This is a genomic window from Vibrio astriarenae, assembly GCF_010587385.1.
Taxonomy (GTDB): domain Bacteria; phylum Pseudomonadota; class Gammaproteobacteria; order Enterobacterales; family Vibrionaceae; genus Vibrio; species Vibrio astriarenae.
On record NZ_CP047476.1, the window covers coordinates 382,315 to 408,316 of the forward strand.

Genomic DNA, 26,002 nt, shown 5'->3' on the forward strand with positions numbered 1-26,002 from the left:
AGGCTATCGGTGAATGAACGACCGATAGCCTTCTCGTAGCGTAATTAAGCGAGTTTTAGCTCATGCTGCTCAAGATAAAGCACCATGTCCTCAATTGTCAGAACTGGCATGTTATGTAGCTTACCAAACGCGACAATTTCTGGGGTTTTGCTCATAGTGCCATCTGGGTTGGTGAGCTCACACAAAACGCCCGCAGGTTGCAACCCTGCCATACGCATGAGATCAATCGTGCCCTCGGTGTGGCCACGGCGAGCTAAAACACCCCCTTTGCGAGCTCGAAGCGGGAATACGTGTCCTGGACGAGCAAGATCAGAAGCTTTCGCATTAGGGTTTGCTGCAGTTTTGATGGTTGTTACGCGATCTTGCGCTGAAACGCCAGTCGTCACGCCAACTTTAGCTTCAATAGAGACGGTAAAAGCAGTTTGGTTCGCGCTGTTGTTGTTCTCAACCATCGGCGTTAACTCAAGCTTATCCGCTTGCTCTTCCGGCACGCATAGGCAAACAATGCCACTGCATTCACGGATCATTAAAGCCATCTGTTGGTTAGTCAGAGACTCAACGGAATAGATGATATCGCCTTCATTCTCACGATCTTCATCGTCAAGAAGTAGAACACCGCGGCCTTCTTTTAAAGCCTCAAGTGCTGTGTTAACGCGAGTAATTGGGTCGCCAAATTCGGCAAGTAGTGATGACTGATTCATGGTGTACTCCAAATAAATACCAGAATCAGGGCATGTGCGAGCTCTGGCAAAATGCCAGACAAACGAAAATTGCATCAACTTCGATAAAGTTAACGCGTCTATTCATTCTCTCTCATCCGGACTGTAACCGTCGGCTCTGGTTTCTCACCAGATCTGCTGACCTCGACGAGTCGAGCGCTCGCGGGCTCATCTATGAATAGATTTACCGCCGGTGGGGAATTTCGCCCCGCCCTGAGAATAAAATTATGCGAATTCAAAGTGAATTGCAGGTTATGCGCTGACAAAAGGCAAACGCACAACTATTTTATCGAGAATTGTTTCGAATACAATAGAGTATTGATTCAAATTAGAATTTGTTTGTGATGAGTAGTGGGATTATTCGTTTCGGGTAATCGCACACAAGGCGACACGCAAATCACCGACACGATGGCGAAGTGTCATCACCTCGTCAGTATATCTCTCATCGTAGGTCATTGAGCGTTGAGTAAGTAGCTCGAATTGGACTCTGAGGGACTCTAGGCAAAGTCTTGTCCGTTTGTTGCTGGCGCGTAAAGTCGTTCTATGGAGGGAGTTGGGGCCGGAGCTTTGCTTGAAGTCGTGGCGAATGGTGTTGAGGTGGATTAACTGGCTGTCAATGTCCCCTAGGAGGCGTTTGATATTGTGCGCCGCTTGCGAATCATCAATGGGGTCGAGAAAGTTGGTTGCAAAAATATCATCAAGAAGTTGGTTCAGTGGTGAAAGTTCAGCATTCAACGTATTCATAATCGGTCCCCAATTTACAAAGCCACACCATATGACTTTTTCAAATGTTTCTAGCCGTTAATTACGTGCGTTTTATGCATCTTATGTAATATAGGTTAGAAGGGGAATGTGAAAAATATAGTTGTGTTTGATGACAAACGTCAAAAGTCTTTGTTTTGAAACACTTCTACTGTTTCATCTTTCGCATCGTTTAGATGTTGACCTTCACAGTTCAGGGTCTTCAGATAAGTACACATGAGACACCTTTGACCGTGTTTGGTAATCTACTCAGCGTAGTGATCCAAGGTGATGTTTTAAAACACATTGTTATTCGGATATTGGATAAGGAAGAACGATTTAGCATGACGACCTCTGTGTGAGTGAGGGCGCATTTTCAACCCTATACCTATAGATAGGTCAAGCTGTAAGAGTGAAGGATTACATGAGCAAAATTTATTTTATCTGTGGTTTTATTGGCGCCGGAAAGTCGACCTATGCGGCTAAGTTGACTCGAGACATTAATGCGTTTTGCTTTACCCCAGATGAGTGGATGATCCCACTATTTGGCGAGCACATGGAACGAGAAGTGTTCGATGCGAGAATGTCAGCATTAACCAGTTTGTTTGATCAGTCTGCTGAACGACTATTGGAGTTGGGCGTTCCTGTGGTGTTCGATTATGGATATTGGAACCGCGAAAAGCGCGATCAGGCGAGGGCATGGGCTAAACAAAGAGGGGTAGACTATGAAATGGTCTATCTCAATGTTGATTTTGAAACATGCAAGTCACGCGCTTTTGCTCGCAACGATGTTCGCGGAGAAAAGTCCTATGAGATGACCCCTGATATGCTAGAACTGTTTTGGTCATGGTTTGAAGCACCAGAGAAAGATGAAGAGTGCACTTGGGTTTAACTTGCAACTATTCTGACTTCCTCTCTAATGTTGGACATTCAATAACAGGGTGGGTTAAAGTTGCGGCTCGCGGCTGCACATGAGTTTCAGTCAATATAGAGAAAATACAATGATTGTAGAAAATGTGCTTCCTGAACATTACGCAGAAATGCTGGATGTTTGGGAAAATTCGGTCCGAGCAACTCATGACTTCATAACAGAAGAAGATATAGAGTTTTTTAAACCCATTATCATTGAGCAGGCCTTCCCAGCTGTCACGCTAAAATGCGTAAAAGATGAAAGCGGTTCGATCGTTGGTTTCGTGGGAGTTCACGAGGCAAAAGTTGAAATGCTGTTCATCTCAAGTGAGGCAAGAGGAAGAGGTGTAGGCAAAGTGCTGTTGAGATATGCTATCCAGCAGTTAGGCGCAATGGAGGTCGATGTAAACGAACAAAACCCGCAAGCAGCTGGTTTTTACAAACATATGGGTTTTAAAGTCGTTTCTCGTTCACCCATTGATGATATGGGAAAACCCTTTCCAATTCTGCATATGACACTATAACGCTCGGCTTGTCGTAAGCAAGTTTGATAGAAGAAACGCCCAAAGCTAATAACTTTGGGCGTTTCCGTATTTGTAGAATGATGAGACGGGATATTGAGTCTCGTAAAGACTGTCACGTTGCATCGTTTTATTTAGTCCTTTCGTATTTTGATGGTATTTCGCTATCAAATGATAAATATCTAGATTATACGTCTTGTGAATTGATATCGTTCAAAACTTTCCTAAATTAATGAAAAGGAGTGTTATATGAGTGTTCACTATGACAAACAGGAAGCTGATTTTGGGCTGTTCGGCCGTGATGATAGGCGCAGTAGGGATATTAGTGTTCGAAGGCTTTAGGTCTTTAGAGCATGATCACAGCGTTGTTGCCAGCCATGATGATGCCCTTGATGCACATCAACACCATCATCAAGAGGCGTCCAGTGTTGTTCACGATGATCACTCAACCGCCCCACCAGTTTCCGCGTTTGTTGACCCTAACTCTCCAATACAACCAATCCTTGACCTAGATAATATCGACTACGCTAAAGCAAAAATAGGCTGGACATTATTCAAGGACCCCAATCTATCTTCCAACAATCAAGTGAGTTGTGAGACTTGCCATAACTTACAAACCAATGGAGCAGAATTGATTCCAGTTTCTGTTGGTGTCGAGGGTTTAGGTGAAAGAAACTCTCTCACGGTATTCAATGCTGTCTACAACTATCGTTTCTTTTGGGATGGCCGTGTGAATACTCTGGAAGAGCAACTCGATGGCCCGGTGCATAATCCTGTTGAGATGGATTCGTCATGGGAGGAAATAAAAGCGTATGTTAATGACTCTTCTGCTTACCGAGAGATGTTTTCCACCGCAGGCTTAGATATATCCGTTGATAACATCGTCGGTTCAATAGTCGAGTTTGAAAATGCTTTGACCACACCGAACGCTCCGTTTGATCGCTATCTAATGGGGGACGAGCTGGCAATCAACAACGCTGCTAAACGAGGTTGGGAAGCTTTTCAAGCCGAAGGTTGCATTGCTTGCCATCAGGGAGCAAATGTGGGTGGCGGTATGGTGATGCAATTTGGTTACTTTGGCCAAGACAAGACAGGGGCAGAACGCAGCAACGACCTAGGAAGATTTTCAACCACCTCCAAACCTAAAGACCGGCACTTATTTCGGGTCGCCAGTTTACGAAATGTCGCTGAAACGGCCCCTTACTTTCACGATGGGAAAACGCAATCTCTAGATGATGCGATAAAAATCATGGGCCGAAGTCAGCTGGGACGAGAGTTAGATCAAGAGACCATTGTTGATATCAAATCATTTTTAATGACACTCACTGGTGATCGCCCGACTATTTTGGAGAGGCTTGAGAATGAATAAATTCTATCTTTCTATTGGTGCTTTGTTGGCGACTATGATTGTGACTTTGTCTTTATTGTGGCTTCACTATGTTGAGCATAAGAGCATCAGTCACTATCGAGAGCTTGTGAGTCATTTAGGCCACGACATCGTAGAAATACGTGATGAAATTACTCTCAGCTCGATTAATGGGTTGGATGCTCCATATCAACTTAATAGGCAGTTGGTTTCTATTGAGCGAGAAGTCCATAAGATTGAAAAACTCTACAAAGACAACAAGCTTGAGGGTGTGTTTTTTCATCAGCTGGACATAAATAATGCCCTGACAGATTTTCATGATTCAGCGCTTGAAGTCACTGATGCACTGGATCATATCGTTGGAGTTATCGTCGCAAGAAATTCAGTTCTCTCAAGTATCCAAGCAAAAACAGTCCAAGGCTCTAGTCACGAAGCAAGTAAGGGTGTGGCCGTTGAACATATACTCGCTAGTTTTGATAGCAGCTCGTCCGTTAGTCCGGATTTGGAACGCTTATCTCTTACTTTTAGTGGACTTGTTGAACAGGAGAAGCTCCTTTTCTCTATCGTACTATCCGGAACAAACGTGGGCTTCGTTGAGCATGCAGAGCATATTTTGACAGACTTAACTACTGTCGTAAGAGATAGAGTCGCAGCGTTACTTTTTGTATCTATATTGCTGGTTTTTTCTATTCTCGGTTTGATGGGCTGGCATCGAGCAAAAGAGTTGAAGAGAAATAGTATTGCTTACCAAGAATCAGTTGAGAAAGCAGAGCAGGCAAGCAATTCGAAATCACTATTTCTCGCCACTATGAGCCATGAACTAAGAACCCCAATGAACGGTGTGCTCGGAGTAGCGCAACTAATAAAAGAACAGACCACTGAATTGGAGACCAAAAAAAATGCTCAAACCATCATTAATTCTGGAGAGCATTTAGTCACTTTACTTAATGACCTTCTCGACTTTTCAAAAATGGAACAAGACAAGCTCAAGCTTGAAGCCGTGGCATTTGGTGTGAGTAATGTTGTCGACAGTATCGAAAGTGCATTAAAGCCATTGGCGTTAAACAAACAAATCGACCTGAATATTGTTAACCAAGTTCCCGAAAACGTTGAGCTCATAGGTGACGCTGCAAGACTGAGACAGATTCTCTTCAATTTGATTGGTAATGGCATTAAGTTCACTGAGCATGGACAGGTGGATTTGAACATCCAATACGTCATGCATCAAAAGCACAACTTAGAAATTAAAGTCACCGATACTGGTGTTGGCATTGAAAGAGATAAACTTGATAGGATCTTTAATGCCTTCGAACAAGCGGAGTTGTCAACCACAAGGAAGTTTGGTGGTACGGGGTTAGGGTTATCGATAGTTAAACAGTTGGTCGACTTAATGGGAGGCTCTGTCGATGTCTTTAGTCAACCAGATGTAGGAACAGAGTTTACCATTAAGTTATCGATGCCCGTTCAAATCTTAAAATCAGAACTTGAATTTGAGGACTTGGATACGGGAAAAGAGACATCAGTAAAGCCTGATTCTTCAACTGGACTTCATGTGTTGGTTGTCGAGGACAATAATGTCAGTGCATTGTTCTTTAAATCATTTTGTGAAACTGAAGGCTATCAGGTAACACATGTCTACGATGGTAGTGAAGCCATTGATTTTCTGAAAGGAAACCATGTTGACCTCATCGTCATGGATAATCACATGCCAAAAATGAATGGTGTAGAAGCTATCAGGCAGATAAGACAAGGGCTGAAACTAAAAACCTGCATATTTGCTTGCACGGGCGATGTATTCAAAGAAGCGCATGACGAATTTATTGCTGCTGGGGCAAACTTTGTTCTTACCAAGCCTTTGCAGTTAGACAGCCTGCGACGCGCTATTGCTAGACACACATCTGTGATTATGGGTGACTATCCCAAAGAGTCAAATGTAGTGAGCCTAACACGCTCACCCATAGAGTCTTTACCTTTAACGGAAGAAGAGATATCAACCTCTGAACTGTTAAATGGAGATACGCTTGAAGAAGAGATGAAAACCGACTTACTCAAAACTTTTGTGGAAGAAATCGAGCAAAATGTTGAGAAGCTCATTGAAGCGTACCGATCTGAGTCAACAGGTTCCTTGTTTAATGTACTGCATTCAATCAAAGGGATCACCGCTGAGTTTGGATTGAGCGATGTCTCTCATCGAGCTGAAAAGTGTGAGGTTGTTTCTCGAGGTGGCACTATTCCACCGATGGAGGAGTTGCAATTGTTAGTCAATTTATTGCTCGTGAATATACATCAAGCGGAAAGAATTTTAGAACGCAATGTGGCAGTGGAAGCTCAAAAGGAATCGTTGTAATGAATATAATCATGGCGTTTTTAAAGCGAGTACATCTCACGATTTGGTTAGTACTATTGTCGGTGGGAATCTTCTTACTCGATTTAACGATTCCACTTGGGGTGGCTGCAGGGGTGCCGTATGTCACAGTCATACTAGCCTCTTTAGCTTCGAAGAATCAAAACCAAACCATTATTTGGGCGACGATTTGTACGGTACTTACCTTGGTTGGCTATTACATGTCACCAGTAGGTAGTGATGTTTGGAAGGTCGTTTTCAATCGAGTCCTAGCCATCTATGCGATTTGGGCGGTTGCTATTGTCTCTCTTGTTCTCCAAGAACGAGTACAGCGAATTAAGCAATTAGAATTGGACTTACACCAATCCAATTATCGATCCACGTTGGGGATGGTGGCTGAGTATGCCAAAGACGCCATCGTTATCACGGACAAACAAGGATTGGTCCAATGGGTGAATAAAGGTTTTGAGGATCTATCTGGGTATACACTTGCAGAGGTCGAAGGGAAGAAACCCGGAGATATGTTGCAGGGAAAGCTCACCTCTATATCAGAAATTAAACGCTTATCCGATGCGATTAAATCAGGTCAGCCGATTCAAAGTGAGATAGTTAACTATCACAAAAATGGAACGCCATATTGGATTGATATCGCGATATCTCCCGTAATAGAAGAGGGCCAAGCAGATCGATTTATAGCTGTAGAGAGAGATATTACTGAAAGAAAAGAGTTGGAGCTAAAGTTAGCTGAAGACAAACACAGTGCGGTTCAAGGAAGTGAACAGCGTAGCCACTTGTTGTCCTTGATGTCACAGGAGTTGACGCAGCCGATTGCTAACTTACTGACTCTCGCCGACAATATGAATGGCGTTAACGATGCTGATGAGTGTAAGGTAATGTCTCATCAGTTGCGCCTAGCGAGTGAGTCTCTATCGATTACAACCAAAGCGATTTCAGATCTTTCAATTATTGCCCAAGGCGAAGTACTAGAAACGATAGAAACATTTGACGCTAATGAGAGTATTTCAACAACGACGAACAGATTAGCCACTTTAGTAGAAGCAAATGACCTGCCTTTTACTATTGGAAAAATGCCCAGATCTGAAGGTGTTAAGTTGAAAGGTGACAAAGCTTGTATCGAGCGTGCACTTGTTTACATGGCGTTGTTTGCGTTATCTCATAAACAAGCGAGGGAAATTACGTTTGCAATTGACACCAAGGTTGTTGATGAGCGTTTGGCCTGTAGCTTTGAGCTCACCTTCAGTGATGCTGGTGCGACGGCTCAATTGATCGATCGGATTAGAGCGACGAAAGAGAGTTCGATACAAGCGATGGACGTTGCTTTAGCCACGGGCTATGAAATTATCATTGAATCTCTTAAAGCAGCGGAAGGTAAGGTGTCTATTTTTGATGATGGAGAAAACAGCCGTATCGAATTGGTTCAGACTTACGACATTATTGCTGCGAGTCTGCCAAAAGATGATGGCGTGAAAAAAGTACTGATTGCCGAAGACAATAAAGTGAACGTCATTGTGCTAACCAAACTGCTCAAGTCCCTTGGTTACGAGTCGTTAGATGTCGCGGTGGATGGTCAACAAGCCGTAGAAATGGCCACAAAAAAACGTTACGACTTAATTATGATGGATAACCATATGCCGAACATGACTGGGCTTGATGCGACTAAGGTAATTAAAGATAAAGGTATTAACTCGGTCATTATCGCATGCACTGCTGACACGGGCTCTGAAGCTCGAAGTGCTTTCTTTGAAAACGGCGCAAGTGATGTTATTTACAAGCCGATTAAGAAGAATACACTTGAAACAGCAATAACTAACGCCCTGAATGAAGAGCAAGAGATTACAGCATAGAAAATACTACGACTTGAATGACTTACTGGGCGGTACAACTCTCTAACCGGCTACTCTAGGTTGAGTGCTCATACTATATAGAGCAAGCAGAGCGATAATCTTGCATTTTCGCACGCATAACAATTAATGTTGTCTATTTTTGAACTCTAGTGTTACCGCTAAGATACCTTCATCAAATGATTCACAATCAAAGGTATCGAAATGAGCACATCACAACTTCTTCTAGAGCTTTCATTAATTGGTTCTATGCTAGTCATCACTGGTTATTTTCTGATTCGCACTTATGACAAAGCAGATGATTTGGGAACGAAAGTACAAAAAATACTAACCGGTTTGCTTGGAGCATTTATGCTTATGGCCGGCACAGTGAAGTTTTTTGACCCGTTTACGACAATGTTCACAACACAAATTGCGTTGAGTGAACTTCCTTTTCCAACACTTTCACGTTGGGCAGGACAGTTAGGAGAGATGGCTGCAGGTACGCTTTTACTATTAGTGATGATTGGCCAAAGTACGCTTTCTAAATCGGTTATTGATAGAGTGATGCAGCTATCGACTTTATTGACAACAGTCATCATGTTGGTGGCAGTCTATGTGCATCTGCTACCGAGTGTGCCCGCTGAGGTGCTACCATTGCAATCAAAACCACCAGTCATGACATTAATTATTCTTGGACTTGCTTGGTTGAATGCATTCCTATATCAACGCCGTCGCTAAACATAATCTTGATATGAAAGGGCCGACTTACTTTTCTGTGAGTCGGCCTTTTTGCGTTGTACTTTTTAATCGTGGTCAATTATGTTCAATGTTGATAGAGGCTAGAAACTCTGAGCTTTGGCCGAAACGTTCAAAGATCATATCTCTAAATGCAACCACTCTCGCCGAAATCAACTTTCTATCAGCCCAAACGAGATAGGCCTTACCCGAAGGGCATTGTACATCTGGTAAAACTTCAACTAGCTCCCCGTTTTCAGCTCGGTTATCAAAGAGCGCTTTTGGCATCATGCAAATACCCGCGCCTGATAGCGTTGCATCGACATTTAGCCGAAGACTACTGATGGAATAGCGTGGTTGATAGGGAATACGAATGGATTTTTCTTTTTCCTTGAGCTCCCAATAAGGTAGGTTATTACCAGAAAGCAATCGGTGCGAAAGTAAATCCTCGGCCGATGTTGGCGTGCCATGCTTTTGCAAATAACTCGGTGCTGCCGCCATTAGCAAAGGCGATTCGAAAAGTTGTCGTTGTACAAGATGATTAGCGTGTGGGGGACTGGTCACAATCGCCAAGTCAATCTGTTCATCAAAAAAACGTTCTGTTCCTGCGCTAAAGTTAATCGTCACTGATACTTCTGGATGAGTATCCATAAACTCGATGGCCATCTTTTGTAAGAAATTATCCGCAAAAGGTTCAGGGCATGAAACTCTAATTTCGCCTGTAAGCACAGGCTGACTATTCGACAGCTGTGTCCATTCATCATTGAGTTGAGAGAATAAATCTGCAAAGCGATGGTAATACTCGTCCCCCGCTGTAGTGAGCTGAAAGTGCTTAGCATTTCGGTGTACCAGTTTTTCTCCTAGTTTATCTTCTAGGCTGGCGACTGCTCGCGAGAGAGTCGGAGCAGAGACATGCGTAACTAAGCTTGCAGCAGCAAAGCCACCACACTCTACAGATTGGCAAAATAAATATAGGTTTGAGATGTCTTTGGCTTTCATTGTCGTTCCACAAGGACAACCTTTCATTTATGAATGATTCAAATTCAATGTTGTCTATTTTTGACTGTTAAAAGCAAGCCTAGAATAACCACATAGACTAGTCAAACGGAGTCAGTCATGAAAAAGTTTCCACGTAAATTTCAATACCCACTAATGGTGTCAATGGTTCTACCTACCATGCTATTGAGTATGCCAGCGATTATGGTGTCAAAGACACTGCCTGTTGATGGTGAGTTCTTTGATGCTTGGGTCAATGCCGTATCTCAGATGGTGCCATCAGCGTTATTACTGTTGGCCATCGTCGCACCAACGGTTCGCCTATTTGTGACTAGAGTACTAGTAGAGCCTGAAGTTAAATCAGTTTCTTAATTTTGGTTGTGCAGATAACCGATTACACGAACCAGATCAGTCAATGAGGAAATCAAGAATGAGAAAATTTACATTACACACAGTTGATACAGCACCAGAGAAAAGCAAAGCAATCCTTGAAGGAGCGCAAAAACAGATGGGCATGATTCCCGGATTGTATGCAGTAATGGCAGAATCACCGGAGACACTAAAAGCTTATACACAACTCCATCAACTATTCACGATTACGTCATTTGATGCAGAAGAGTTAACGGTTGTGTGGCAAACGATAAATGTCGAGCATGAATGTCATTATTGTGTTCCTGCGCATACTGGAATTGCTCACTCAATGAAGGTTGACCCAGCGCTTACTGAAGCGCTACGCAATGACGAAGCGATGCCAACACCAAAACTTCAGGCATTGAAGGATTTTACTCTAGCGATAGTTCGAGAGCGTGGTAATGTTTCCGAAGAAACGATGAATGCTTTTTTCGATGCGGGCTATGGTCAGCAACAAGTTCTCGAAGTGATTCTAGGCCTATCGCAAAAAGTGATTAGTAACTATGTAAATCATGTCGCTAAAACGCCAGTTGATTCTGTGTTCCAGAAGTTTGCTTGGTCAAAATAAGATCTTCATTCTTTTTGATACATTCACTTTCGTAGCGCCATGTTTTTATGGCGCTACGATTTCTTTACCCACAATTAATCACGACAAAATTCTTTAAACCAATCTCCCACAGTATCGATGACATCTTGTTGCCATTGCTTTTTCACGGCACAGGAAGGATGAAGCAATACATAACCAAACCGTCCTGACTGTAGCGCAAAATCTAAATCTAGAGGCACTAGGTCTTTTCCTGATTGTTCAACCATATAGGTTGGCAGCAAACTATACCCCTCTAACTCAAGGAGATTGAGCAATGTCATAGGATCACTGACAGAGCTGGTTTGTGAGGAAATTTTTGTTTGTTGACCAAAACCAGACTGCTCTAAATTTTCGAGTACAAACTGGCGGTGAAGTTGTAGCTCTGCCATAGAGAGCCGATGGCTTTTTGCCAGTGGAGAGCTTTTGTGAGCGTAATAATTGTACTTGGGATAGCCAAGGTTAATAAAGCTAAGGCCTGTGTCTGGGTGGAGTGCTCCCTGATTGATAGTAATGGAGAAATCAGCGGTCCCCTCCATAAACAGATCGATTCCTTGATTACGACTCCTTAATAGCCAATTGATAACGGTCATTGGGTGCTTGGAGCGAATGACTTTATCCATTTGCTGTATTGCCAGACTCGGAATCGATGAGTCATAGCAAATTGTGATTTTGGTTTTATCCCCGAGGTGCAAACTATCGGTTGCGGTTTCAAGTGCTTCCATTTGATAAATGATCAGTCTTGATGAGCGAACTAAACTTTCTCCCTGCTCGGTTAGCTTTGGGAATTTCCCCTCTCTCTCAAATAGCGTTAAACCCCAATCAATCTCAAGATCTGAGACTTGTCGATGTAATGTTGAGCGGTCTTTTTTTAGTTTTCTAGCGGCTTTGCTAAATGATCCTTCATCAGCGACTGCAACAAAGGCGCTGAGTTGGTCAAATGATGCTCTTGGCATAGAAATACTCCAGAACAATAGTCGGTATGTTGCAAATTATACAACATAACTGGTTTTGGAAGTGAAGAGTAAATGTATAAATTACTTTCGAAACGACACTGTTTATAAGGTAAATATCATGATAACTAGTAAAAATAAGACGATGATGGCTTTAATTGCGGCACTTACATCTTCTACTATTGTAGCTCCAGCCGAGGCGTGTTCACGAATCTTGTGGGAAACCGAAAACCATGGGGTATTTGTGAGTCGAACCATGGATTGGATGGAAGAGAATCAACCGACTGTTGAAGTACGTCATGCTGGTCAAAGCTATAAAGGGCACGGCTCTGAACAAGGCAAGACCTGGACGTCAAAATACGCATCAATTGGTATGACACTCTATGGTGTCGGTATCGTAGATGGATTTAACGAAGTTGGCTTCTCAGCAAACGGGCTTTTCTTAGATGAGGAGTCTACGGGTAATTTAGAAGGCGAAGCAGCGCAAATCTCAAACGCAGTTTTTGTCGCCTACCTGCTTGATAGTTTTGCAACGGTAGAAGAAGCACTTGAAAACATTCATGACATTGAGATTCAACGTTTTGAACACAATGGTCACTCGATGCGTGGTCACTACTCAATTCAAGATAAGAGCGGTGATTCTGCGATTCTTGAGTTCTTGGATGGTGAGTGGAAGGTTTATCACGGTAAGCAATACGACGTGATGACCAACAGCCCAACTTTTGAAGAGCATTTAGCAAACTGGAACGCAGCAAAACCAAACTCTCAAGATGTCGTCGATGGAGAGTATCCAATCTTGGGTAACATCAACTCAGCGCATCGCTTTGTGTGGAACAAGTTCATGAAGTCGCAGTTAAAAGAGCCGACAAGTTATACGAACGGTCTTGCGAAGATTGATAGTGTGACTTACAAAATCCCATTGGATGCGGCAAATCGCCCGGATGCAGAAGGAGTAATGCGCGGATACGCAACAATTTACTCTGTGGGTTATAACCTAGACCAACAAGTGATGCAGGTTCGCTACCAGTTCGGTGATGCTTACACCCATTTCTATGTTGATTTTGACCAGCTGAATGATGGCAAGAACTATAGCCTAGCTGCAGATAAAGCGGATCTTTTCGGTGATGTTACTCAACGCTTTACAAACACAGAAGGTGTGATGGCGCACTACGCGACAAATTAAGTGAGCAAAGCGTCTGCTTTATTCATTGTTTAAACAATCAAATGCATCTCACTAGGAGGCGAATTTGCCTCCTATTTTGGATATCAATAATGTCATCAAAATATAGTATTCCTCTTCTTTCGTTATCACTTTTCTCTTTTAACGTACTTTCGGAAACAACAGATAAAGAAATTGATCCCTCTGATTTGACCAAGGTTTACACCCAAGCCGCAGTTATGGTTAGTGGCAACAGTAACGTAATGCCCGTTGGCATGGTTTCTGGCGGTTATGACAACGGCCATCAGTTTGCCCTTCTAGCTGAAGCAAAATTTGGCAAAGTTGGCGACAATTCAGACAATGAATTTGGATTGGAGTATGGTTCATCTCGCTTTCAGTATTTTCAAGTTGCGGATACGGGTTTCAATATGATGCCCAGAGCAGGCCTGTCAGCGGATTACATTAATGTACGAGCCTCTGGTTTAAAATCAGACTTACTGGCATTAGGCGGTGTTGCCGCTGTGAATCCGCAGTACACGCCAGGATTCATGCTGTTTCCATTAGCAAGCTATGTCTTCGGTCAATTTGATATTAATGGCCAAAAGGATGATGTGGATGGACTTAACCTGTCTATCGCAGCATCGATTCCTGTCAGCGACAGTGGTGCTTTTCTCATGCTTTGGCCTGAATACAGAAAGCTGAGTGGCAGTATGGTCGAATCGGCGAGTGTCGCGACTAAAATTATTCTTAATGCGCCGCTAACTAGCGATAGGAAGTGGTGGATTAACACGCGTTTAGAGTTGGATAATTCAAGCCTTAAAGTGTCAGGAACAACACTCAGCGATCAGTCGAGCTCTGATGTTTATGCAGGGATAAGATACTTCTTCTAAGGCTATGTCTTAATACAATTCCTTTCTAAAGCAGACGGCACCCATGATTGCCTTTTGAAAACGACATAGCCCTTACTCTTCCCATTTTGCCGTTCAGCGCGTGTCCGATATGTTTAGCGTTGTGCGGCCTTTTTGGCTTCTTCATTTTAAACTCGAGCCGAAATAATCTTACGTGTCACTTCAAGCATATCTTCACCTCGAATATCTGGGTGTAAATAGTGCGTGTTGTACGTCGTGTTAAAGCGGTTAACGTAGGCGGCCTTTAACCCTGCGTACAAAGCACCATGCGTATCCCAATCATGCGCTGCTACCAGCCGAGCCGAGCTGGCTGGTTCTTGAAGTAATTCTAATGCAAATTGGTATGCCACTTGTGCAGGCTTGAAAGTGCTTGCTTGCTCTGTAGAAATGATATGGTCGAAATGGGTTAGTAGCCCAGAATTGCTAAGTTGAGCTTTGAGAAGATCAGAAGAGGAGTTAGAAAAAGCCACGACTCTAAATCCAGCCTCGCGCAGAAGCACAAGAGCAGGTTCTATGTCGGGATGTGCAGGTAAGTGAGCAAATGTGCTCAAGATATCCTGATAATCTTGATTGGATAGGCGTTTTCCTAAACGTCCAGCTAACGACTCCAGTGCAGATAAACCCAGACTTTTAAAGTCTGTGTGAGTGTTTGTAATTAAACACACTGTCGATGAGTGAAGTAACATAGCAAACCAAGTAGCTATGTAGTCATCACTTCCCATGTATTGTTGGAACTTAGGTTTTAATACACTTAAATCGAGTACAGTCTCATTGATATCAAAAAGAACGGTTTGTCCTGACATTAAGTCACTCCCACTGCTTGCAAATACCAATTAAAGTTACCATTAAGTAACTACTTGAACGATCGTTCAGTCGTGATTATAGTTCAGATATTCAAGTTAGAAAGTACAAGTCGTCACTATTGAGGTGACCCTTAAAAGTTGGATAATAATTATGATTAAAAAGATAAAGTTAGACATCATTTCAGATGTCGTATGTCCTTGGTGTGTTGTCGGCTATAAGCATTTAGAAGCCGCTATCAAGGAGTTAGACTTGCAAGAGCAGGTTGAAATCGAGTGGCAACCATTCGAGCTAAATCCGGATATGCCTGTTGAAGGAGAAAACTTACGAGCACACGTTGCGCGCAAGTATGGCGCGTCGCGCGAAGACAGTGATCGAGCGCGTACTGAGATTGCACAGCGCGGTGCTGAATATGGCTTCAAATTTGACTATTTTGAAGAGATGAAGATGGTGAATACGTTTGATGCGCATGTACTTCTCGAATATGCGAAGAGCTTGGGTTTACAGACTGAACTCAAACTACGCTTATTCTCCGCATTTTTTACCGAACACAAAGATATCTCTGACCGTGAGGTGTTGCTCAGCGAAGTACAAGCTGTCGGTATCGATGTGCAGGGGGCGACTGAAGCTTTAGCTAACGAAAGCTTGAAGGAAGAAATCCGATCAACCGAGGCTCAATGGCATCAAATGGGCATCAGTGGTGTTCCAACGGTGGTATTCAATCGTGAAAGCGCGGTGACAGGCGCTCATCCACAGGAGTCTTACAAGCAGATCCTTCAAGAGTTGATAGCCAAACAGTAATCAAATAGGGCGCTTATTCGAAAAGCGTCCTTAGTCTATTTGTAATAAATGGCGTCTTGATAATCGTTTATGGTGTCAACTTGATTGAAGCGAGCAAAGCGCTCCAGTTCCAGATGAAAAGCCTCTCTAAACGCTTCGCTGTCTTTGTGTGATAACTCAAGGTGTAACGAGACCACTTCTAACCTTGACGCTGACCTGTGGGCTTTACAATCAACCCGACCAACCAGTTTTCCACTCCAAAGTATCGGTAAGCAGAAATAACCATATTGACGCTTGGCAACGGGTGTATAGCATTCTAACAGGTAATCGAAGTTGAATAGGTGCTTAATTCGTGCTCGTTGAATGAGGAAGTTATCAAAGGGCGAAAGTATCTTCGCTTGTTTGCGTTTAAGTTTGCAGTTCAATAACGAGAGCGTTTGGTTCGTAGTGTAATAGCGCTCATTACCTGCGCTCACTTCAACGACTTCTCCTTCTTCAAGCATTTCATTGAGTGCGATTTTGACGGTGGTTTTCACATCTTTGAGCAAGTACGTTATTTCCTTGAGCTGTCCGAGTCCGTGCTTGTCTATGTATTCTTGAATCAAAAATCGAGCATGCTCATTCACAGTCGGCAATGAGGTATCCACAGAGCTTGGTAATACACGCTCGGTAATGTCATACACTTTGTGGAAATTGCGACGCTCAGAGATCATTAAATCCCCTTGCATGTAGAGCATTTCCAGCGCCTGCTTGGTGGGTTTACTTTCCCATCCCGTCGTTTTTGTTACCTCAGATTCGAAATCCTTCGCCATCAATGGCCCCTCAGAGGTTATGCGACCAAGAATCGTCCTCATGAGTTGTTTGTCTTTACGAAACCAGTGTTTTTGCTGACCGGATTTAATCGCCTGTTTACGTGGCAGAGAGAATCGGAAGTCTTTCATCGATAGAAAGGAAGCCGCATGTGACCAATACTCGTAGATATGCTTATCTCTCAGCATTTTGTCTAAATGGTCTAACTGATACTTTGGATTTCGGCTCCAAAGTGTATGGTGGTGCGCCCGCTGAACAACCGAGATTGTATCAATCTGCACATAGCCCAAGTTCGACATTGCCTGCAGCGTGCGTTGGTAAGCTTGACCTTTCAACTCTTGGGAAAGTAAGCCTTGCGACAGTAGTACTAGTTTTTGCGCTTCTGGCAATGAAAGACTCTGAATCATAGTGATCTCGTAGGCACACCTGAATAATCATAATATCCAGTTTAAATGATGATATTTAACAGCCCAAGCTTAGGTTGATGTGGAGTTTTGTAACTACTACTAGAGGTACTCTATCTATCTCTTTTATTCATAGTTTTATGATGCATTGATGCCCGTTGATCACGTTACTCAAAATACTTGAAAGTAGATAAAACGGTTTGAGCGAAAAGTGCTGATTTATATCCTAAGTTTATGTAAGTAAGGATACCTCTAGGGAAGATAATGAGCGGCTCAAGTACAAAGAAATTATCTAAATTTAGTCCGAATGGGCTTTTAATGCTATTTGTCGTCGCCATAACCTTGGTGTTTGGTGGTACCTCTATGCTGGTGGTGTCATCGCAAACCCGTCAGTCGATTGAGCAACTTCAGGATGGTAACGGTGCTTTTGAGCTTGAGTCTGCCAGAATTTTCATTGAGCAGTATTTAGAAGTTGCCGAAGACCGGATAGTATTGGCGTCACAAAACCCGCTTCTAGCGGATGCTTTAGCTGAAAAAGACAAAGCGAATTTGACCTATCTTCTTGACCGCTACCGGGGCAGCAATCAGCCTATCTTGTTTGCCGCTCGCGATATTGACGGTCAGATACAGTACGAGGATACCTTTCGACACCCTGCGTCGGTACAAGAGGCCGTGATTTTTGAGGCGATGGCAAATGCGACCACGGATGAGAGAATCGTGTATTTACTGCATGATGATACCAGTCATATTTGTCTCAAGCTCTTTATGCCAGTCAAAAGAGAGGGGCAGTTCGTTGGCATGCTCTACGGTGAGGTTCCCGTCGACTACGATGAGTTTTTTGGAAGCTTTATCAACGGAAGAGAGCGGTGGTACGAACTTAGTCAAGATTCGGTCGGAGACATCATTAAGGCCGAAGATCTGGACGACCATTATTATCAACATGTCGAACACAATTCGACTGATAAAAGTGTGGGCTCTTGGCATACGGAGAGTGTGAATCTTACAAAAGGTGGGTTAGTTCTTACGCAAGGCCTTAGCCAAAGCTTTGTTAACCAGCAAATTGCTGGTATCCAAAATGACTTGGTTAAGTCACTGCTTGTTGTCGTATTTATCTCCTCTCTCCTTGTTGCTTACCTAGGTAAGAAGCTCTTTATTAATCCTCACTATCAGCTTGAGCGCTCTAAGCGAGAGTTGGAAGATTCAAACCAGCAATTATCTGACAAAGAGAGAGAAAGCGATCTGCTGGCGACGGTGGTTAGAGCAACTAAGGATTCCGTGGTGATTACTGATTCGAACGGAAAGATTGAGTGGGTCAATAAAGCGTTTGAAACAATGACAGGTTATAGCCTAGATAGCATTGTTGGTCGCAGTCCAGGCTCATTCCTTCAAGGGGATGGAACTGATCCTGAAACAGTAGGGCAACTTAATCAAGCGATTAAAAAAGGTGTCCAACATAAAGCAGAAATACTCAACTATACAATTGATGGTCAGCCTTATTGGGTTGAAATCGACATCATGCCTCTCGTGAATGAAGAAGGAGTTGTTGAGCGGTATATTGCCATCGAGCGTGATGTCACTGAGCTAAAACGCCTAGTTAAAGAGCAGGCTGATGCAACCAGTGCAGCTAATAGTGCCAATGAAGCGAAGTCCAAGTTCCTAGCAACGATGAGCCATGAAATCAGAACACCAATGAATGGATTGCTGGGCCTGTTGCAGATGCTTGAAGAGGATATTGAAAATCAGGAGCAAAAGAAAGTCGTCAGCTTAGCATTGGGGTCGGGTGAACATTTGGTTTCGATTCTCAATGACATTTTAGACCTAGCAAAAATCGAAAGTGATGCGCTGGTGCTGGATGTGCAGCCATTCAAAATGGATGACGTTGTGAACCCAGTGATGAGTACCTATCAAACCTTATGCTCTGAGAAAGGACTTCAATTCGTTTTCAACAATTACTGCCCGGAACATTCTGTCTATAGCGGTGACTCCGTTCGAATTCGCCAAGTAGTACTCAACCTAGTGGGTAATGCTCTCAAGTTTACTGAAGAGGGGGCTATCCATGTTGTCATTGAGCAGATAGCGGGTGGCAAAGCCCAATTTTCCATCAAGGACACAGGTATAGGGATACCTAAAGATAGAATCGAGACGATTTTTGATGAGTTCGAGCAAGCGGAAATCTCTACAAACAGAAAATATGGGGGTACAGGCCTTGGTTTGGCGATCTGTTATCGGTTAACTAAGCTAATGAACGGAACACTTGAGGTCACGAGTGAGGAAGGAGTAGGGAGCTGCTTCACCTTTACTATTCCTCTGCCTATGATGATGAGCAATAGTCGCTCAACTACCGAGCATTCGGGTGTCATGGATTTTTCCAATTACCGTGCTTTGGTGGCTGACGATAACAATATGAACCGGATTATCGCGAAGGGCTTTTTGGATAAACTTGGTATCGAAAACGAAACTTGTAGTAATGGTAAAGAAGCGATTGAACTATTAGAGACAGGTCATTTCAATCTTTTGATTATCGACAATCACATGCCCGAACTAAGTGGCGTTGAGGCGGTAAAACAAATTCGCGACTCTGGTATTGATAACCTCATTATATTTGGTTGGACCGCCGATATTATGCAGAAATCGACACGTTCATTTATTGAAGCTGGCGCAGATGAAGTGCTCGCTAAGCCCCTCATCAAGAAAGATTTAACCGACGCTTTAATACACTATGCTGAAAAGCTTGAGGTAGTAGAAAAGGTTTGAGCTCATCACACTCATACTGCTGAAAATGGACTGGTGGTCTAAATGCAGCCTTGATATGGTGATTAGAATCGAATTACCTAAGGAAATACGGCCTTTATGTCATTACTCGGCATTCACCATATTGCGATTATCTGCTCTGATTATCTAACCTCAAAAGCATTTTATTGTGATATCCTCGGGCTAGAGGTAATCGCAGAAACTTACCGAGAGCATCGTGATTCTTATAAGCTCGATTTATTGTTACCCGACGGTGCACAGATAGAGCTGTTCTCTTTTCCAAATCCACCCGAGAGAGTGAACTCTCCGGAGGCTCAAGGCTTGCGTCACTTAGCTTTCAAGGTTGATTCTGTTCATCGCTATGTGGATTATTTGCAGTCAAAAGGCGTCGATGCTGAACCTATTCGCGTAGACGAGCTCACCGGCAAAGCGTTTACCTTCTTTAAAGATCCGGATGGCTTACCTTTGGAGCTCTATCAAGTGTGACTTTAATTCCATTCAACATTGAACAGTCACACAAACAGCATAATGCCTACACAGCAATGACTTCTCTCTGACATTGCGGCAATACACTACGCACCAAATTGTTCGTATTTAGTGGAAACAAAATAATGAAAACGAAATTGGTTGCAGTGAGTTCTGTATTAGCTTTGCTTGCAGGTTGTAGTAGTGATGATGATCAAACGAATCCGGGTACTCCTGGGAATGAAACAGCGCTAGTAACATTCGCTGTTTCTGATGCGCCTGTGGATGATGCGACAGAAGTGGTTGTTGCATTTGATGCTCTTGAGTTGAAGCATGAAAACGGTAAAAGCTACTTTTTAAATGTGGTAGATACTGATGAAGATAATCCTTACCAGCAAATTAACTTGTTGGATTATCAAGGCAGCGATTCACGTGTGATTTTATCAGATGAACGCATCCCTGTAGGTCAATACCGTGAGCTCATTATCCATACAGAATCTAACCCTTCGCTGCAGTGGGTAGAGGCAAATGGCCAGCATGACTTAAAAGTACCAAGTAATAAGCTAAAGCTAGGTGGTTTTGAGGTCACAGCAGAGACAGTTCAGGCGTTTACTATCGAGTTTGACTTGCGCCAGTCGCTTGTGTTGCGCGGCAATAACAATAATAACAATGGTTACAATCTTAAACCTCATGGTGTGAAGATTATTGACAACGGCTCGGCATCATCGCTTTCAGGCAACGTTGATCCTGCGTTGTTCTCACAAGGTGATGCTTGTACTGCAGACGGCGGTAACTTTGTCTACCTATACCAAGGTCACGACCACGCTGAAGGGACGTTAGTGGATAATATCGACCCGTTTGATGATGACTACCATGATGATTTTGAACTTCCAGAAGGTTATGTAGCGCCATACGCTTCAGTAGGTGTTGAGGAAGATGGTGATTACTTCTTCGGCTTTATCCCATCAGGTGATTACACCGTTGCGTTTGCTTGTGGTGCTTACCTTGATGACCCTGTTCAATACGACCAAATCAAGATCGCTAACCCGTCAGAGCAAGTGCAAGAGGTGACGTTAGAGTCAACTAAAGAGCATGTTGTGGATTTTGAGTAAGACTCTGTGAGTTAGCGACCTAACATTATTAAATAAGGGAAGCGTGATGCTTCCCTTGTTTGATCATCGAGACTTCCAAATTTGGAACTTCGCCTTGGCTTCACTGCATTTATGCAAAGTGAGTGGTTTGATTTGATGATCAGACGTCCCGCCTCTGCCGCGTTTCGTCTCTAGTCCAGCGGTAAAGCAGAGTTGCTCGTTTAGGAGTGGCCGAATAGTACCATCTGGATTAAAGCTAAATGACTGAAGCTCTGTATCATCGCATGTTGCAAGAATAAGAGCCTCGCCATTATCAATTTCTGTAGCTGCAATGCATACATCTAGCTCCGAGAGATAGAGCTTATTCTGGCTGAAAAACGTATCGTCAAAAGTTTGGTCTTGACCCATTGAACCTTGGTAACGATAGCATGTATGAACCTGAAGACCTTTCGTGACATCAATATTACGGCCGTTTCCCACGACATCGAGACAATACGCATCTAAATATCCATCAAGATTGTTGGCGAGTGTGATTTCTACCTCTTTAGCATCTAGGCTACATGTCAATGTGGTCGCTAGTACGGCTGCAGAAACAGACGGTAACTTCATTGAGTTACTTCCTTCTATCGGGACGGTATTGGGATTACCACTAGTATAGGAATGAAGGGGCGATTTTTGTAGAAAAGTTATGTGGTTACTTCGGGGAATCAGGAAAATTTGTGTTGGTTGACGAAACAGTAGATCACTAGTGGTAACGTTTACACTATTGGTGTTAGATCACGGTTAGTGACTTCTAACGCTGCTAAACTTCGGTAAAAACAGTTCTTTATGAAATAAGGTTTAGTGATGAGTGAGTTGGTGATGGATAAACAACAAATAGCGGAGCGTCTGGAGAGCATTGAACGTGCGATGACGGAAGCACCTTACCTGGATGGACAGAAAGCAAATATTGTTCATCTCGTGAATAGTCATGGTGTAACGGCCTCTTTGATGGATATAGGCGCGACATGGCTGAGCTTTTCTGCACCGGTCAACGATGAGAATCGGGAACTACTGATTCGCGCGAAAGATATGCAGGCTTATCTAGAGCAGCAGGCTTATCTGGGGGCAACAGTGGGACGTTTTGCCAACCGAATAGCGAAGGGTAAGTTCTCACTGAATGGTATCGACTATACGTTGCCAGTTAACAATGGTGCGAATAGTCTTCATGGCGGTGAAGTCGGGTTTGATAAAAAGCGCTGGGCGGTAGTCAGTCAAAGTGACTCTTCAGTGGTGTTTGGGTTGCACTCAGTAGACGGTGAGCAAGGTTATCCCGGGAATATGAACGTTGAAGTGTGTTATGAGCTCACCGATGATAATGCACTGGTCATCAGTTACTTCGCTTCTTGTGACAAAGATTGCCCGATTAACCTCACCAACCACGCATACTTTAACTTGAGTCAGAGTGGTGAGAGCGGTATCGCGCGAAAACATACGATGCAAGTATTGGCGCAGCACTATCTGCCGGTAAGCGAAAATTTAATTCCTACAGGTGAGTTAAAACCAGTCGCTGGAACCAGTTTCGATTTCCTCCAGCCAAAGCTTATCGAACAAGACTTCATGTCCGATAACGATCAAGCGATAGCGAGTGGCTATGACCACTGTTTTGTATTTAATGAGCGGCATTGTGACGGTGCGACGCGTGTTGCGACGCTCATTTCACCTGAGCACGATATTAAAATGCATGTCAAAACAACGAAACCGGGAATGCAGTGCTACACAGGTAATTTCCTAGCGGGCATTCAGGGGTATGATAAGCAATATCAAAACAATGACGGTGTTGCGTTGGAAACCCAGTACTTTCCAGATGCACCAAACCAGCCTCAATGGGAATCACGTAATCCAGTATTGAAGGCAGGCGAGAGCTACCGTCATACCACCGTTTATCAGTTAGAGTGGTAGCAAGACAATCCACCCAAATCAAAGCCTGCATTTCTCGCAGGCTTTTTTGATCGCTGTAGAAATAAGTTGCGAAGGTAGAATGATTGTTCTACCCTGCAAGTAGAACAATCATTCTACCCAGGTGTGGACTTATGCTAAAACAACAAATTGCAGCAGAGCTTGAAGTGGCGTTCAGTCAATTAGGATTCGCTGAACCGAGCGTTGCACAGCTAAAAAAGGCGTGTAGCGTGAGTTTGCGCACCTTATACAAATACTTCCCATCAAAGGAAGAGATGATTGTCGGGGCACTCGAACATCGCCATCAGCGTTACATCGCTTTGCTTGAGCAAGATGTGCCGAGTGGCCAGCAAGCTGCGTTGTTATCCGTGATGGATAAGCTTGAACGCTGGATGCTGGAGTATGCCCCAACAGGATGTATGTCGATGAATGCGATATCCGCATTTCCTGAAAATGAACACATTGTATCGGCTGTGGATCAACACAAAAAAGACGTGCGGGCGCTTCTTTCACGCTTTTGTGGGTCTGATGAGTTGGGTACAGCGGTATTTCTATTGCATGAAGGCGTATCGAGCGCTTGGCCTTTGTTAGGCAAAGACGCGGTTATTTCTGCAAAAAATGCTCTCAAATTGATGATTAAGTGAGAATAAAATGACTTCTATTCCATCAAAGATGGTTGGTGTTCAACTGATTGGCCATGGTGGCCCTGAAATGCTTCAAATCAATAGTGATATTGAGGTGCCTCAGTCTGCGGCAGGTGAAGTGTTGATTAAAGTATCAGCAGCTGGCGTGAACAATACCGACATCAACACGCGTAATGGTTGGTATTCTAAGAATGACAATAGCAGTGAGGATGCTGGCTGGTCGGGCACTGCTCTTCAGCTTCCTCGAATTCAAGGCGCAGATGTGTGTGGTCATATTGTTGCCGTTGGTGAAGGTGTTGCTGAGTCTCGTATCGGCGAGCGCGTAATTGTTGAACCGTGTATTTTTGAATTGGAAGGTAAAGAGCTAGAGATGCCTTGGTATTTTGGCTCCGAGTGTGATGGGGGGTTTGCCGAGTACACCAAAGCACAATCCAAGAACGCATACCGTGTTGATACGAGTATGACCGATGTTGAGCTGGCTTCTTTTCCTTGTTCTTACTCAACCGCAGAAAACATGCTGACTCGAGCTGAAGTTAATGAGCAAGACACGGTATTGGTGACGGGTGCATCTGGTGGTGTAGGATCTGCTGCCGTTCAGCTAGCAAAAGCGCGTGGTGCTAAAGTTATCGCAGTGACAAGTGCGAGCAAGAAACAGCAGCTCCTCGATTTAGGCGCAGATGTGGTGCTTGAGCGCTCGCAAAATGTGGTTGAAGCACTTGGTCATAACAGCGTAACGGTCGTTGTTGACTTAGTTGCGGGGCCAGCTTGGCCGGATCTACTCAATATCTTGAAACGCAAAGGTCGCTACGCAGTGTCGGGTGCAATAGCAGGTCCAATGGTTGAGCTAGACGTGCGCACACTTTACCTAAAAGATTTGAGCTTCTTTGGTTGTACATTCCTCGAGCCAGAAGTGTTTGGTAACCTAGTAAAACGTATCGAATCAGGTGACATCAAGCCATTAGTGGCAGAAACCTATCCGCTAGAAGAGATTGGTAAGGCACAAGAATCATTCCAGCAAAAATCTCACGTGGGTAAGATTGTGCTAGAAGTCGCAGGTCGTTAATAGCTTTAAAAATCTAATGAACAGTAGCCTTCATTTTTTGAAATGAAGGCTTTTTTGTATTTAAAGCTCGCCAACTCATTGACTTACTGTTGTGGTAGATAATAAATTGACTGAAAGTTAATCATTTCAAGGAGGTGAGATGGTCAAGTTAAGGGAGATGACGATTTCTGATTACCCTCAGGTTATTCAGTTGTGGATGAACACCGAAGCGATGCTTCTTAGAGATGCAGACTCGCAAGTTAACATTGAGCGTTATTTGAAAAGGAACCTAGACCTGAGCTTTGTGGCCGTTCAGAATGGACAGACTGTCGGTGCCATTCTTGTTGGCACCGATGGTCGTCGAGGTTATGTTCAGCACCTTGCTGTTGATGAGTCGAAGCGAGGCTTAGGTATTGGAAGCCAGTTAATACAACGTGCGGTTGACGCTCTATCTGACATTGGGATTGATAAGACCCACCTTTTTGTCGCGCATGACAATATCGGCGCACAAGAGCTGTATTCAAAGCTGGGATGGTTTCCTCGTGATGAGGTGCGAATGTACTCGTTCAACAGTTGTGATAATGCAGATATTTGATGCGGGGAGCTAACACTATGGATGGGTACAGGGTCTCGACTGATTCAAGCGAGTTAGATTTAGATGTGGTGTTTGAGTTTATCAGCAATAGTTACTGGGCGAAGGGTATTCCCCGAGAGCGGGTTGAAAAATCCATTCAGCACTCTTTATGTTTTGGGGTGTATGACGAGCACAACAACCAAGTGGGTTTTGCGCGGTTGATCACTGACCTTGCTACATTTGCTTATTTGTCAGACGTGTTTATTCTTCAAAAACATCGCGGGAAAGGACTAAGTAAATACTTGGTTAAGACAATATTGGCACACCCTGACTTGCAGGGGCTACGGAGGCTCGTGCTGGCAACTCACGATGCTCATGGTTTATATAGCCAGTTTGGTTTTGAGCCTCTCACACACACGGAAAGGTTCATGCAGATATGGACATCAAACCCTTACTCTTAATTTATTAATCTAGATTAAGGTTTTCTACTGATGTTAGGCGTAGAGTGCGCAC

Annotated in this window: 26 protein-coding genes and 1 riboswitch; of the genes, 19 read left to right on the forward strand and 7 right to left on the reverse strand. The window is 43.6% G+C overall.

The window, feature by feature from the left end; all coding sequences use genetic code 11:
• Positions 1-44: 44 nt before the first annotated feature.
• Together ribB and GT360_RS16205 are read right to left on the reverse strand one after the other, a co-directional pair.
• Entirely contained in the window at positions 45-701 is a 657-nt protein-coding gene (gene ribB, locus GT360_RS16200; protein WP_164650006.1) for a 3,4-dihydroxy-2-butanone-4-phosphate synthase, read from the reverse strand.
• 100 nt (positions 702-801) lie between these two features.
• A riboswitch (FMN riboswitch) is annotated at positions 802-944 on the reverse strand.
• Positions 945-1,076: 132 nt separating this feature from the next.
• A complete protein-coding gene (locus GT360_RS16205) occupies positions 1,077-1,463 on the reverse strand; it encodes a hypothetical protein (RefSeq protein ID WP_164650007.1) in 387 nt (128 codons plus the stop codon).
• 421 nt (positions 1,464-1,884) lie between these two features.
• On the opposite strand from GT360_RS16205, the gene GT360_RS16210 reads away from it, so the two are divergent.
• The 6 genes from GT360_RS16210 to GT360_RS16235 all read left to right on the forward strand — a co-directional run bounded on the left by GT360_RS16210 (position 1,885) and on the right by GT360_RS16235 (position 9,182).
• Positions 1,885-2,352 (forward strand): P-loop nucleotide/nucleoside kinase family protein, encoded by a 468-nt coding sequence (locus GT360_RS16210; RefSeq protein ID WP_164650008.1) that lies wholly within the window; start codon positions 1,885-1,887, stop codon positions 2,350-2,352.
• 109 nt (positions 2,353-2,461) lie between these two features.
• Positions 2,462-2,893, forward strand: a complete 432-nt coding sequence (locus GT360_RS16215) for a GNAT family N-acetyltransferase (RefSeq protein ID WP_164650009.1) — start codon at positions 2,462-2,464, stop codon at positions 2,891-2,893.
• Between the two features lie 259 nt (positions 2,894-3,152).
• On the forward strand, positions 3,153-4,259 hold the full coding sequence (locus GT360_RS16220; protein ID WP_239502678.1) for a cytochrome-c peroxidase: 1,107 nt from the start codon (positions 3,153-3,155) through the stop codon (positions 4,257-4,259).
• The gene (locus tag GT360_RS16225; RefSeq protein WP_164650010.1) at positions 4,252-6,603 is read left to right on the forward strand and encodes an ATP-binding protein; all 2,352 of its coding nucleotides are present in this window, start codon (positions 4,252-4,254) and stop codon (positions 6,601-6,603) included. The genes GT360_RS16220 and GT360_RS16225 overlap by 8 nt, the downstream gene beginning before the upstream one ends.
• Positions 6,603-8,465: a response regulator gene (locus GT360_RS16230; protein ID WP_164650011.1), complete on the forward strand. Its 1,863-nt coding sequence runs from the start codon at positions 6,603-6,605 to the stop codon at positions 8,463-8,465. Before GT360_RS16225 ends, GT360_RS16230 begins: the two co-directional genes overlap by 1 nt.
• A 201-nt stretch (positions 8,466-8,666) precedes the next feature.
• Positions 8,667-9,182 (forward strand): hypothetical protein, encoded by a 516-nt coding sequence (locus GT360_RS16235; RefSeq protein WP_164650012.1) that lies wholly within the window; start codon positions 8,667-8,669, stop codon positions 9,180-9,182.
• Between the two features lie 75 nt (positions 9,183-9,257).
• On the opposite strand, the gene GT360_RS16240 is transcribed toward GT360_RS16235, so the two are convergent.
• Positions 9,258-10,178: a LysR family transcriptional regulator gene (locus tag GT360_RS16240; protein WP_164650013.1), complete on the reverse strand. Its 921-nt coding sequence runs from the start codon at positions 10,176-10,178 to the stop codon at positions 9,258-9,260.
• Positions 10,179-10,295: 117 nt separating this feature from the next.
• Here GT360_RS16240 and GT360_RS16245 point away from each other — a divergent pair, with 117 nt between their 5' ends.
• Together GT360_RS16245 and GT360_RS16250 are read left to right on the forward strand one after the other, a co-directional pair.
• Positions 10,296-10,547, forward strand: a complete 252-nt coding sequence (locus GT360_RS16245; RefSeq protein ID WP_164650014.1) for a DUF2798 domain-containing protein — start codon at positions 10,296-10,298, stop codon at positions 10,545-10,547.
• Between the two features lie 58 nt (positions 10,548-10,605).
• Positions 10,606-11,154: a carboxymuconolactone decarboxylase family protein gene (locus GT360_RS16250; RefSeq protein ID WP_164650015.1), complete on the forward strand. Its 549-nt coding sequence runs from the start codon at positions 10,606-10,608 to the stop codon at positions 11,152-11,154.
• Between the two features lie 74 nt (positions 11,155-11,228).
• Here GT360_RS16250 and GT360_RS16255 read toward each other — a convergent pair whose 3' ends face one another.
• Positions 11,229-12,125, reverse strand: coding sequence for a LysR family transcriptional regulator (locus GT360_RS16255; protein WP_164650016.1), 897 nt, complete (start codon positions 12,123-12,125; stop codon positions 11,229-11,231).
• 118 nt (positions 12,126-12,243) lie between these two features.
• On the opposite strand from GT360_RS16255, the gene GT360_RS16260 reads away from it, so the two are divergent.
• Both GT360_RS16260 and GT360_RS16265 read left to right on the forward strand, forming a co-directional pair.
• Positions 12,244-13,305: a linear amide C-N hydrolase gene (locus GT360_RS16260; protein WP_164650017.1), complete on the forward strand. Its 1,062-nt coding sequence runs from the start codon at positions 12,244-12,246 to the stop codon at positions 13,303-13,305.
• Positions 13,306-13,394: 89 nt separating this feature from the next.
• Positions 13,395-14,171 (forward strand): hypothetical protein, encoded by a 777-nt coding sequence (locus GT360_RS16265; protein WP_164650018.1) that lies wholly within the window; start codon positions 13,395-13,397, stop codon positions 14,169-14,171.
• A 146-nt stretch (positions 14,172-14,317) separates the two neighbouring features.
• Here GT360_RS16265 and GT360_RS16270 read toward each other — a convergent pair whose 3' ends face one another.
• A complete protein-coding gene (locus GT360_RS16270) occupies positions 14,318-14,992 on the reverse strand; it encodes a haloacid dehalogenase type II (RefSeq protein ID WP_164650019.1) in 675 nt (224 codons plus the stop codon).
• A 151-nt stretch (positions 14,993-15,143) separates the two neighbouring features.
• Between GT360_RS16270 and GT360_RS16275 the strand changes: the two genes are divergently transcribed.
• Positions 15,144-15,791, forward strand: a complete 648-nt coding sequence (locus tag GT360_RS16275; RefSeq protein WP_164650020.1) for a DsbA family oxidoreductase — start codon at positions 15,144-15,146, stop codon at positions 15,789-15,791.
• Positions 15,792-15,826: 35 nt separating this feature from the next.
• On the opposite strand, the gene GT360_RS16280 is transcribed toward GT360_RS16275, so the two are convergent.
• A complete protein-coding gene (locus tag GT360_RS16280) occupies positions 15,827-16,984 on the reverse strand; it encodes a winged helix-turn-helix domain-containing protein (protein WP_164651130.1) in 1,158 nt (385 codons plus the stop codon).
• A gap of 318 nt (positions 16,985-17,302) precedes the next feature.
• Here GT360_RS16280 and GT360_RS16285 point away from each other — a divergent pair, with 318 nt between their 5' ends.
• From GT360_RS16285 to GT360_RS16295, 3 genes are all read left to right on the forward strand, one after another.
• The gene (locus tag GT360_RS16285; RefSeq protein ID WP_239502679.1) at positions 17,303-19,738 is read left to right on the forward strand and encodes a PAS domain-containing hybrid sensor histidine kinase/response regulator; all 2,436 of its coding nucleotides are present in this window, start codon (positions 17,303-17,305) and stop codon (positions 19,736-19,738) included.
• A gap of 96 nt (positions 19,739-19,834) precedes the next feature.
• Positions 19,835-20,221, forward strand: a complete 387-nt coding sequence (gloA2, locus tag GT360_RS16290; protein WP_164650022.1) for an SMU1112c/YaeR family gloxylase I-like metalloprotein — start codon at positions 19,835-19,837, stop codon at positions 20,219-20,221.
• A 125-nt stretch (positions 20,222-20,346) separates the two neighbouring features.
• Positions 20,347-21,312, forward strand: coding sequence for a DUF4382 domain-containing protein (locus GT360_RS16295; protein WP_164650023.1), 966 nt, complete (start codon positions 20,347-20,349; stop codon positions 21,310-21,312).
• 63 nt (positions 21,313-21,375) lie between these two features.
• Here the strand turns inward: GT360_RS16295 and GT360_RS16300 are convergent, their stop codons facing one another.
• Positions 21,376-21,900 carry a ricin-type beta-trefoil lectin domain protein gene (locus tag GT360_RS16300; protein WP_164650024.1) on the reverse strand — a complete coding sequence of 175 codons (525 nt, stop codon included), beginning with the start codon at positions 21,898-21,900 and terminating at the stop codon, positions 21,376-21,378.
• Between the two features lie 267 nt (positions 21,901-22,167).
• Here GT360_RS16300 and galM point away from each other — a divergent pair, with 267 nt between their 5' ends.
• The 5 genes from galM to GT360_RS16325 all read left to right on the forward strand — a co-directional run bounded on the left by galM (position 22,168) and on the right by GT360_RS16325 (position 25,950).
• Positions 22,168-23,232, forward strand: coding sequence for a galactose-1-epimerase (gene galM, locus GT360_RS16305; protein WP_420825464.1), 1,065 nt, complete (start codon positions 22,168-22,170; stop codon positions 23,230-23,232).
• Positions 23,233-23,363: 131 nt separating this feature from the next.
• Positions 23,364-23,873, forward strand: coding sequence for a TetR/AcrR family transcriptional regulator (locus tag GT360_RS16310; RefSeq protein ID WP_164650025.1), 510 nt, complete (start codon positions 23,364-23,366; stop codon positions 23,871-23,873).
• 7 nt (positions 23,874-23,880) lie between these two features.
• Complete coding sequence (locus tag GT360_RS16315) at positions 23,881-24,936, forward strand: alcohol dehydrogenase family protein (protein ID WP_164650026.1); 1,056 nt, start codon at positions 23,881-23,883, stop codon at positions 24,934-24,936.
• Between the two features lie 139 nt (positions 24,937-25,075).
• Positions 25,076-25,510, forward strand: coding sequence for a GNAT family N-acetyltransferase (locus GT360_RS16320; RefSeq protein WP_164650027.1), 435 nt, complete (start codon positions 25,076-25,078; stop codon positions 25,508-25,510).
• Between the two features lie 17 nt (positions 25,511-25,527).
• Complete coding sequence (locus GT360_RS16325) at positions 25,528-25,950, forward strand: GNAT family N-acetyltransferase (RefSeq protein WP_164650028.1); 423 nt, start codon at positions 25,528-25,530, stop codon at positions 25,948-25,950.
• The last annotated feature ends 52 nt before the right edge of the window (positions 25,951-26,002 follow it).

What these genes read in the sequence shown, in the direction of transcription:
- GT360_RS16260 (WP_164650017.1), top strand. Translation starts at nt 12,244, where the DNA reads ATGATAACTAGTAAAAATAAGACGATGATGGCTTTAATTGCGGCACTT.
- GT360_RS16250 (WP_164650015.1), top strand. Translation starts at nt 10,606, where the DNA reads ATGAGAAAATTTACATTACACACAGTTGATACAGCACCAGAGAAAAGC.
- GT360_RS16310 (WP_164650025.1), top strand. Translation starts at nt 23,364, where the DNA reads ATGCTAAAACAACAAATTGCAGCAGAGCTTGAAGTGGCGTTCAGTCAA.
- GT360_RS16265 (WP_164650018.1), top strand. Translation starts at nt 13,395, where the DNA reads ATGTCATCAAAATATAGTATTCCTCTTCTTTCGTTATCACTTTTCTCT.
- GT360_RS16205 (WP_164650007.1), bottom strand. Translation starts at nt 1,463, where the DNA reads ATGAATACGTTGAATGCTGAACTTTCACCACTGAACCAACTTCTTGAT.
- GT360_RS16245 (WP_164650014.1), top strand. Translation starts at nt 10,296, where the DNA reads ATGAAAAAGTTTCCACGTAAATTTCAATACCCACTAATGGTGTCAATG.
- gloA2 (WP_164650022.1), top strand. Translation starts at nt 19,835, where the DNA reads ATGTCATTACTCGGCATTCACCATATTGCGATTATCTGCTCTGATTAT.
- GT360_RS16275 (WP_164650020.1), top strand. Translation starts at nt 15,144, where the DNA reads ATGATTAAAAAGATAAAGTTAGACATCATTTCAGATGTCGTATGTCCT.
- GT360_RS16210 (WP_164650008.1), top strand. Translation starts at nt 1,885, where the DNA reads ATGAGCAAAATTTATTTTATCTGTGGTTTTATTGGCGCCGGAAAGTCG.
- GT360_RS16320 (WP_164650027.1), top strand. Translation starts at nt 25,076, where the DNA reads ATGGTCAAGTTAAGGGAGATGACGATTTCTGATTACCCTCAGGTTATT.
- GT360_RS16235 (WP_164650012.1), top strand. Translation starts at nt 8,667, where the DNA reads ATGAGCACATCACAACTTCTTCTAGAGCTTTCATTAATTGGTTCTATG.
- GT360_RS16240 (WP_164650013.1), bottom strand. Translation starts at nt 10,178, where the DNA reads ATGAAAGCCAAAGACATCTCAAACCTATATTTATTTTGCCAATCTGTA.
- GT360_RS16325 (WP_164650028.1), top strand. Translation starts at nt 25,528, where the DNA reads ATGGATGGGTACAGGGTCTCGACTGATTCAAGCGAGTTAGATTTAGAT.
- ribB (WP_164650006.1), bottom strand. Translation starts at nt 701, where the DNA reads ATGAATCAGTCATCACTACTTGCCGAATTTGGCGACCCAATTACTCGC.
- GT360_RS16315 (WP_164650026.1), top strand. Translation starts at nt 23,881, where the DNA reads ATGACTTCTATTCCATCAAAGATGGTTGGTGTTCAACTGATTGGCCAT.
- GT360_RS16300 (WP_164650024.1), bottom strand. Translation starts at nt 21,900, where the DNA reads ATGAAGTTACCGTCTGTTTCTGCAGCCGTACTAGCGACCACATTGACA.
- GT360_RS16270 (WP_164650019.1), bottom strand. Translation starts at nt 14,992, where the DNA reads ATGTCAGGACAAACCGTTCTTTTTGATATCAATGAGACTGTACTCGAT.
- GT360_RS16285 (WP_239502679.1), top strand. Translation starts at nt 17,303, where the DNA reads ATGCTATTTGTCGTCGCCATAACCTTGGTGTTTGGTGGTACCTCTATG.
- GT360_RS16295 (WP_164650023.1), top strand. Translation starts at nt 20,347, where the DNA reads ATGAAAACGAAATTGGTTGCAGTGAGTTCTGTATTAGCTTTGCTTGCA.
- GT360_RS16225 (WP_164650010.1), top strand. Translation starts at nt 4,252, where the DNA reads ATGAATAAATTCTATCTTTCTATTGGTGCTTTGTTGGCGACTATGATT.
- GT360_RS16255 (WP_164650016.1), bottom strand. Translation starts at nt 12,125, where the DNA reads ATGCCAAGAGCATCATTTGACCAACTCAGCGCCTTTGTTGCAGTCGCT.
- GT360_RS16220 (WP_239502678.1), top strand. Translation starts at nt 3,153, where the DNA reads ATGACAAACAGGAAGCTGATTTTGGGCTGTTCGGCCGTGATGATAGGC.
- GT360_RS16230 (WP_164650011.1), top strand. Translation starts at nt 6,603, where the DNA reads ATGAATATAATCATGGCGTTTTTAAAGCGAGTACATCTCACGATTTGG.
- GT360_RS16215 (WP_164650009.1), top strand. Translation starts at nt 2,462, where the DNA reads ATGATTGTAGAAAATGTGCTTCCTGAACATTACGCAGAAATGCTGGAT.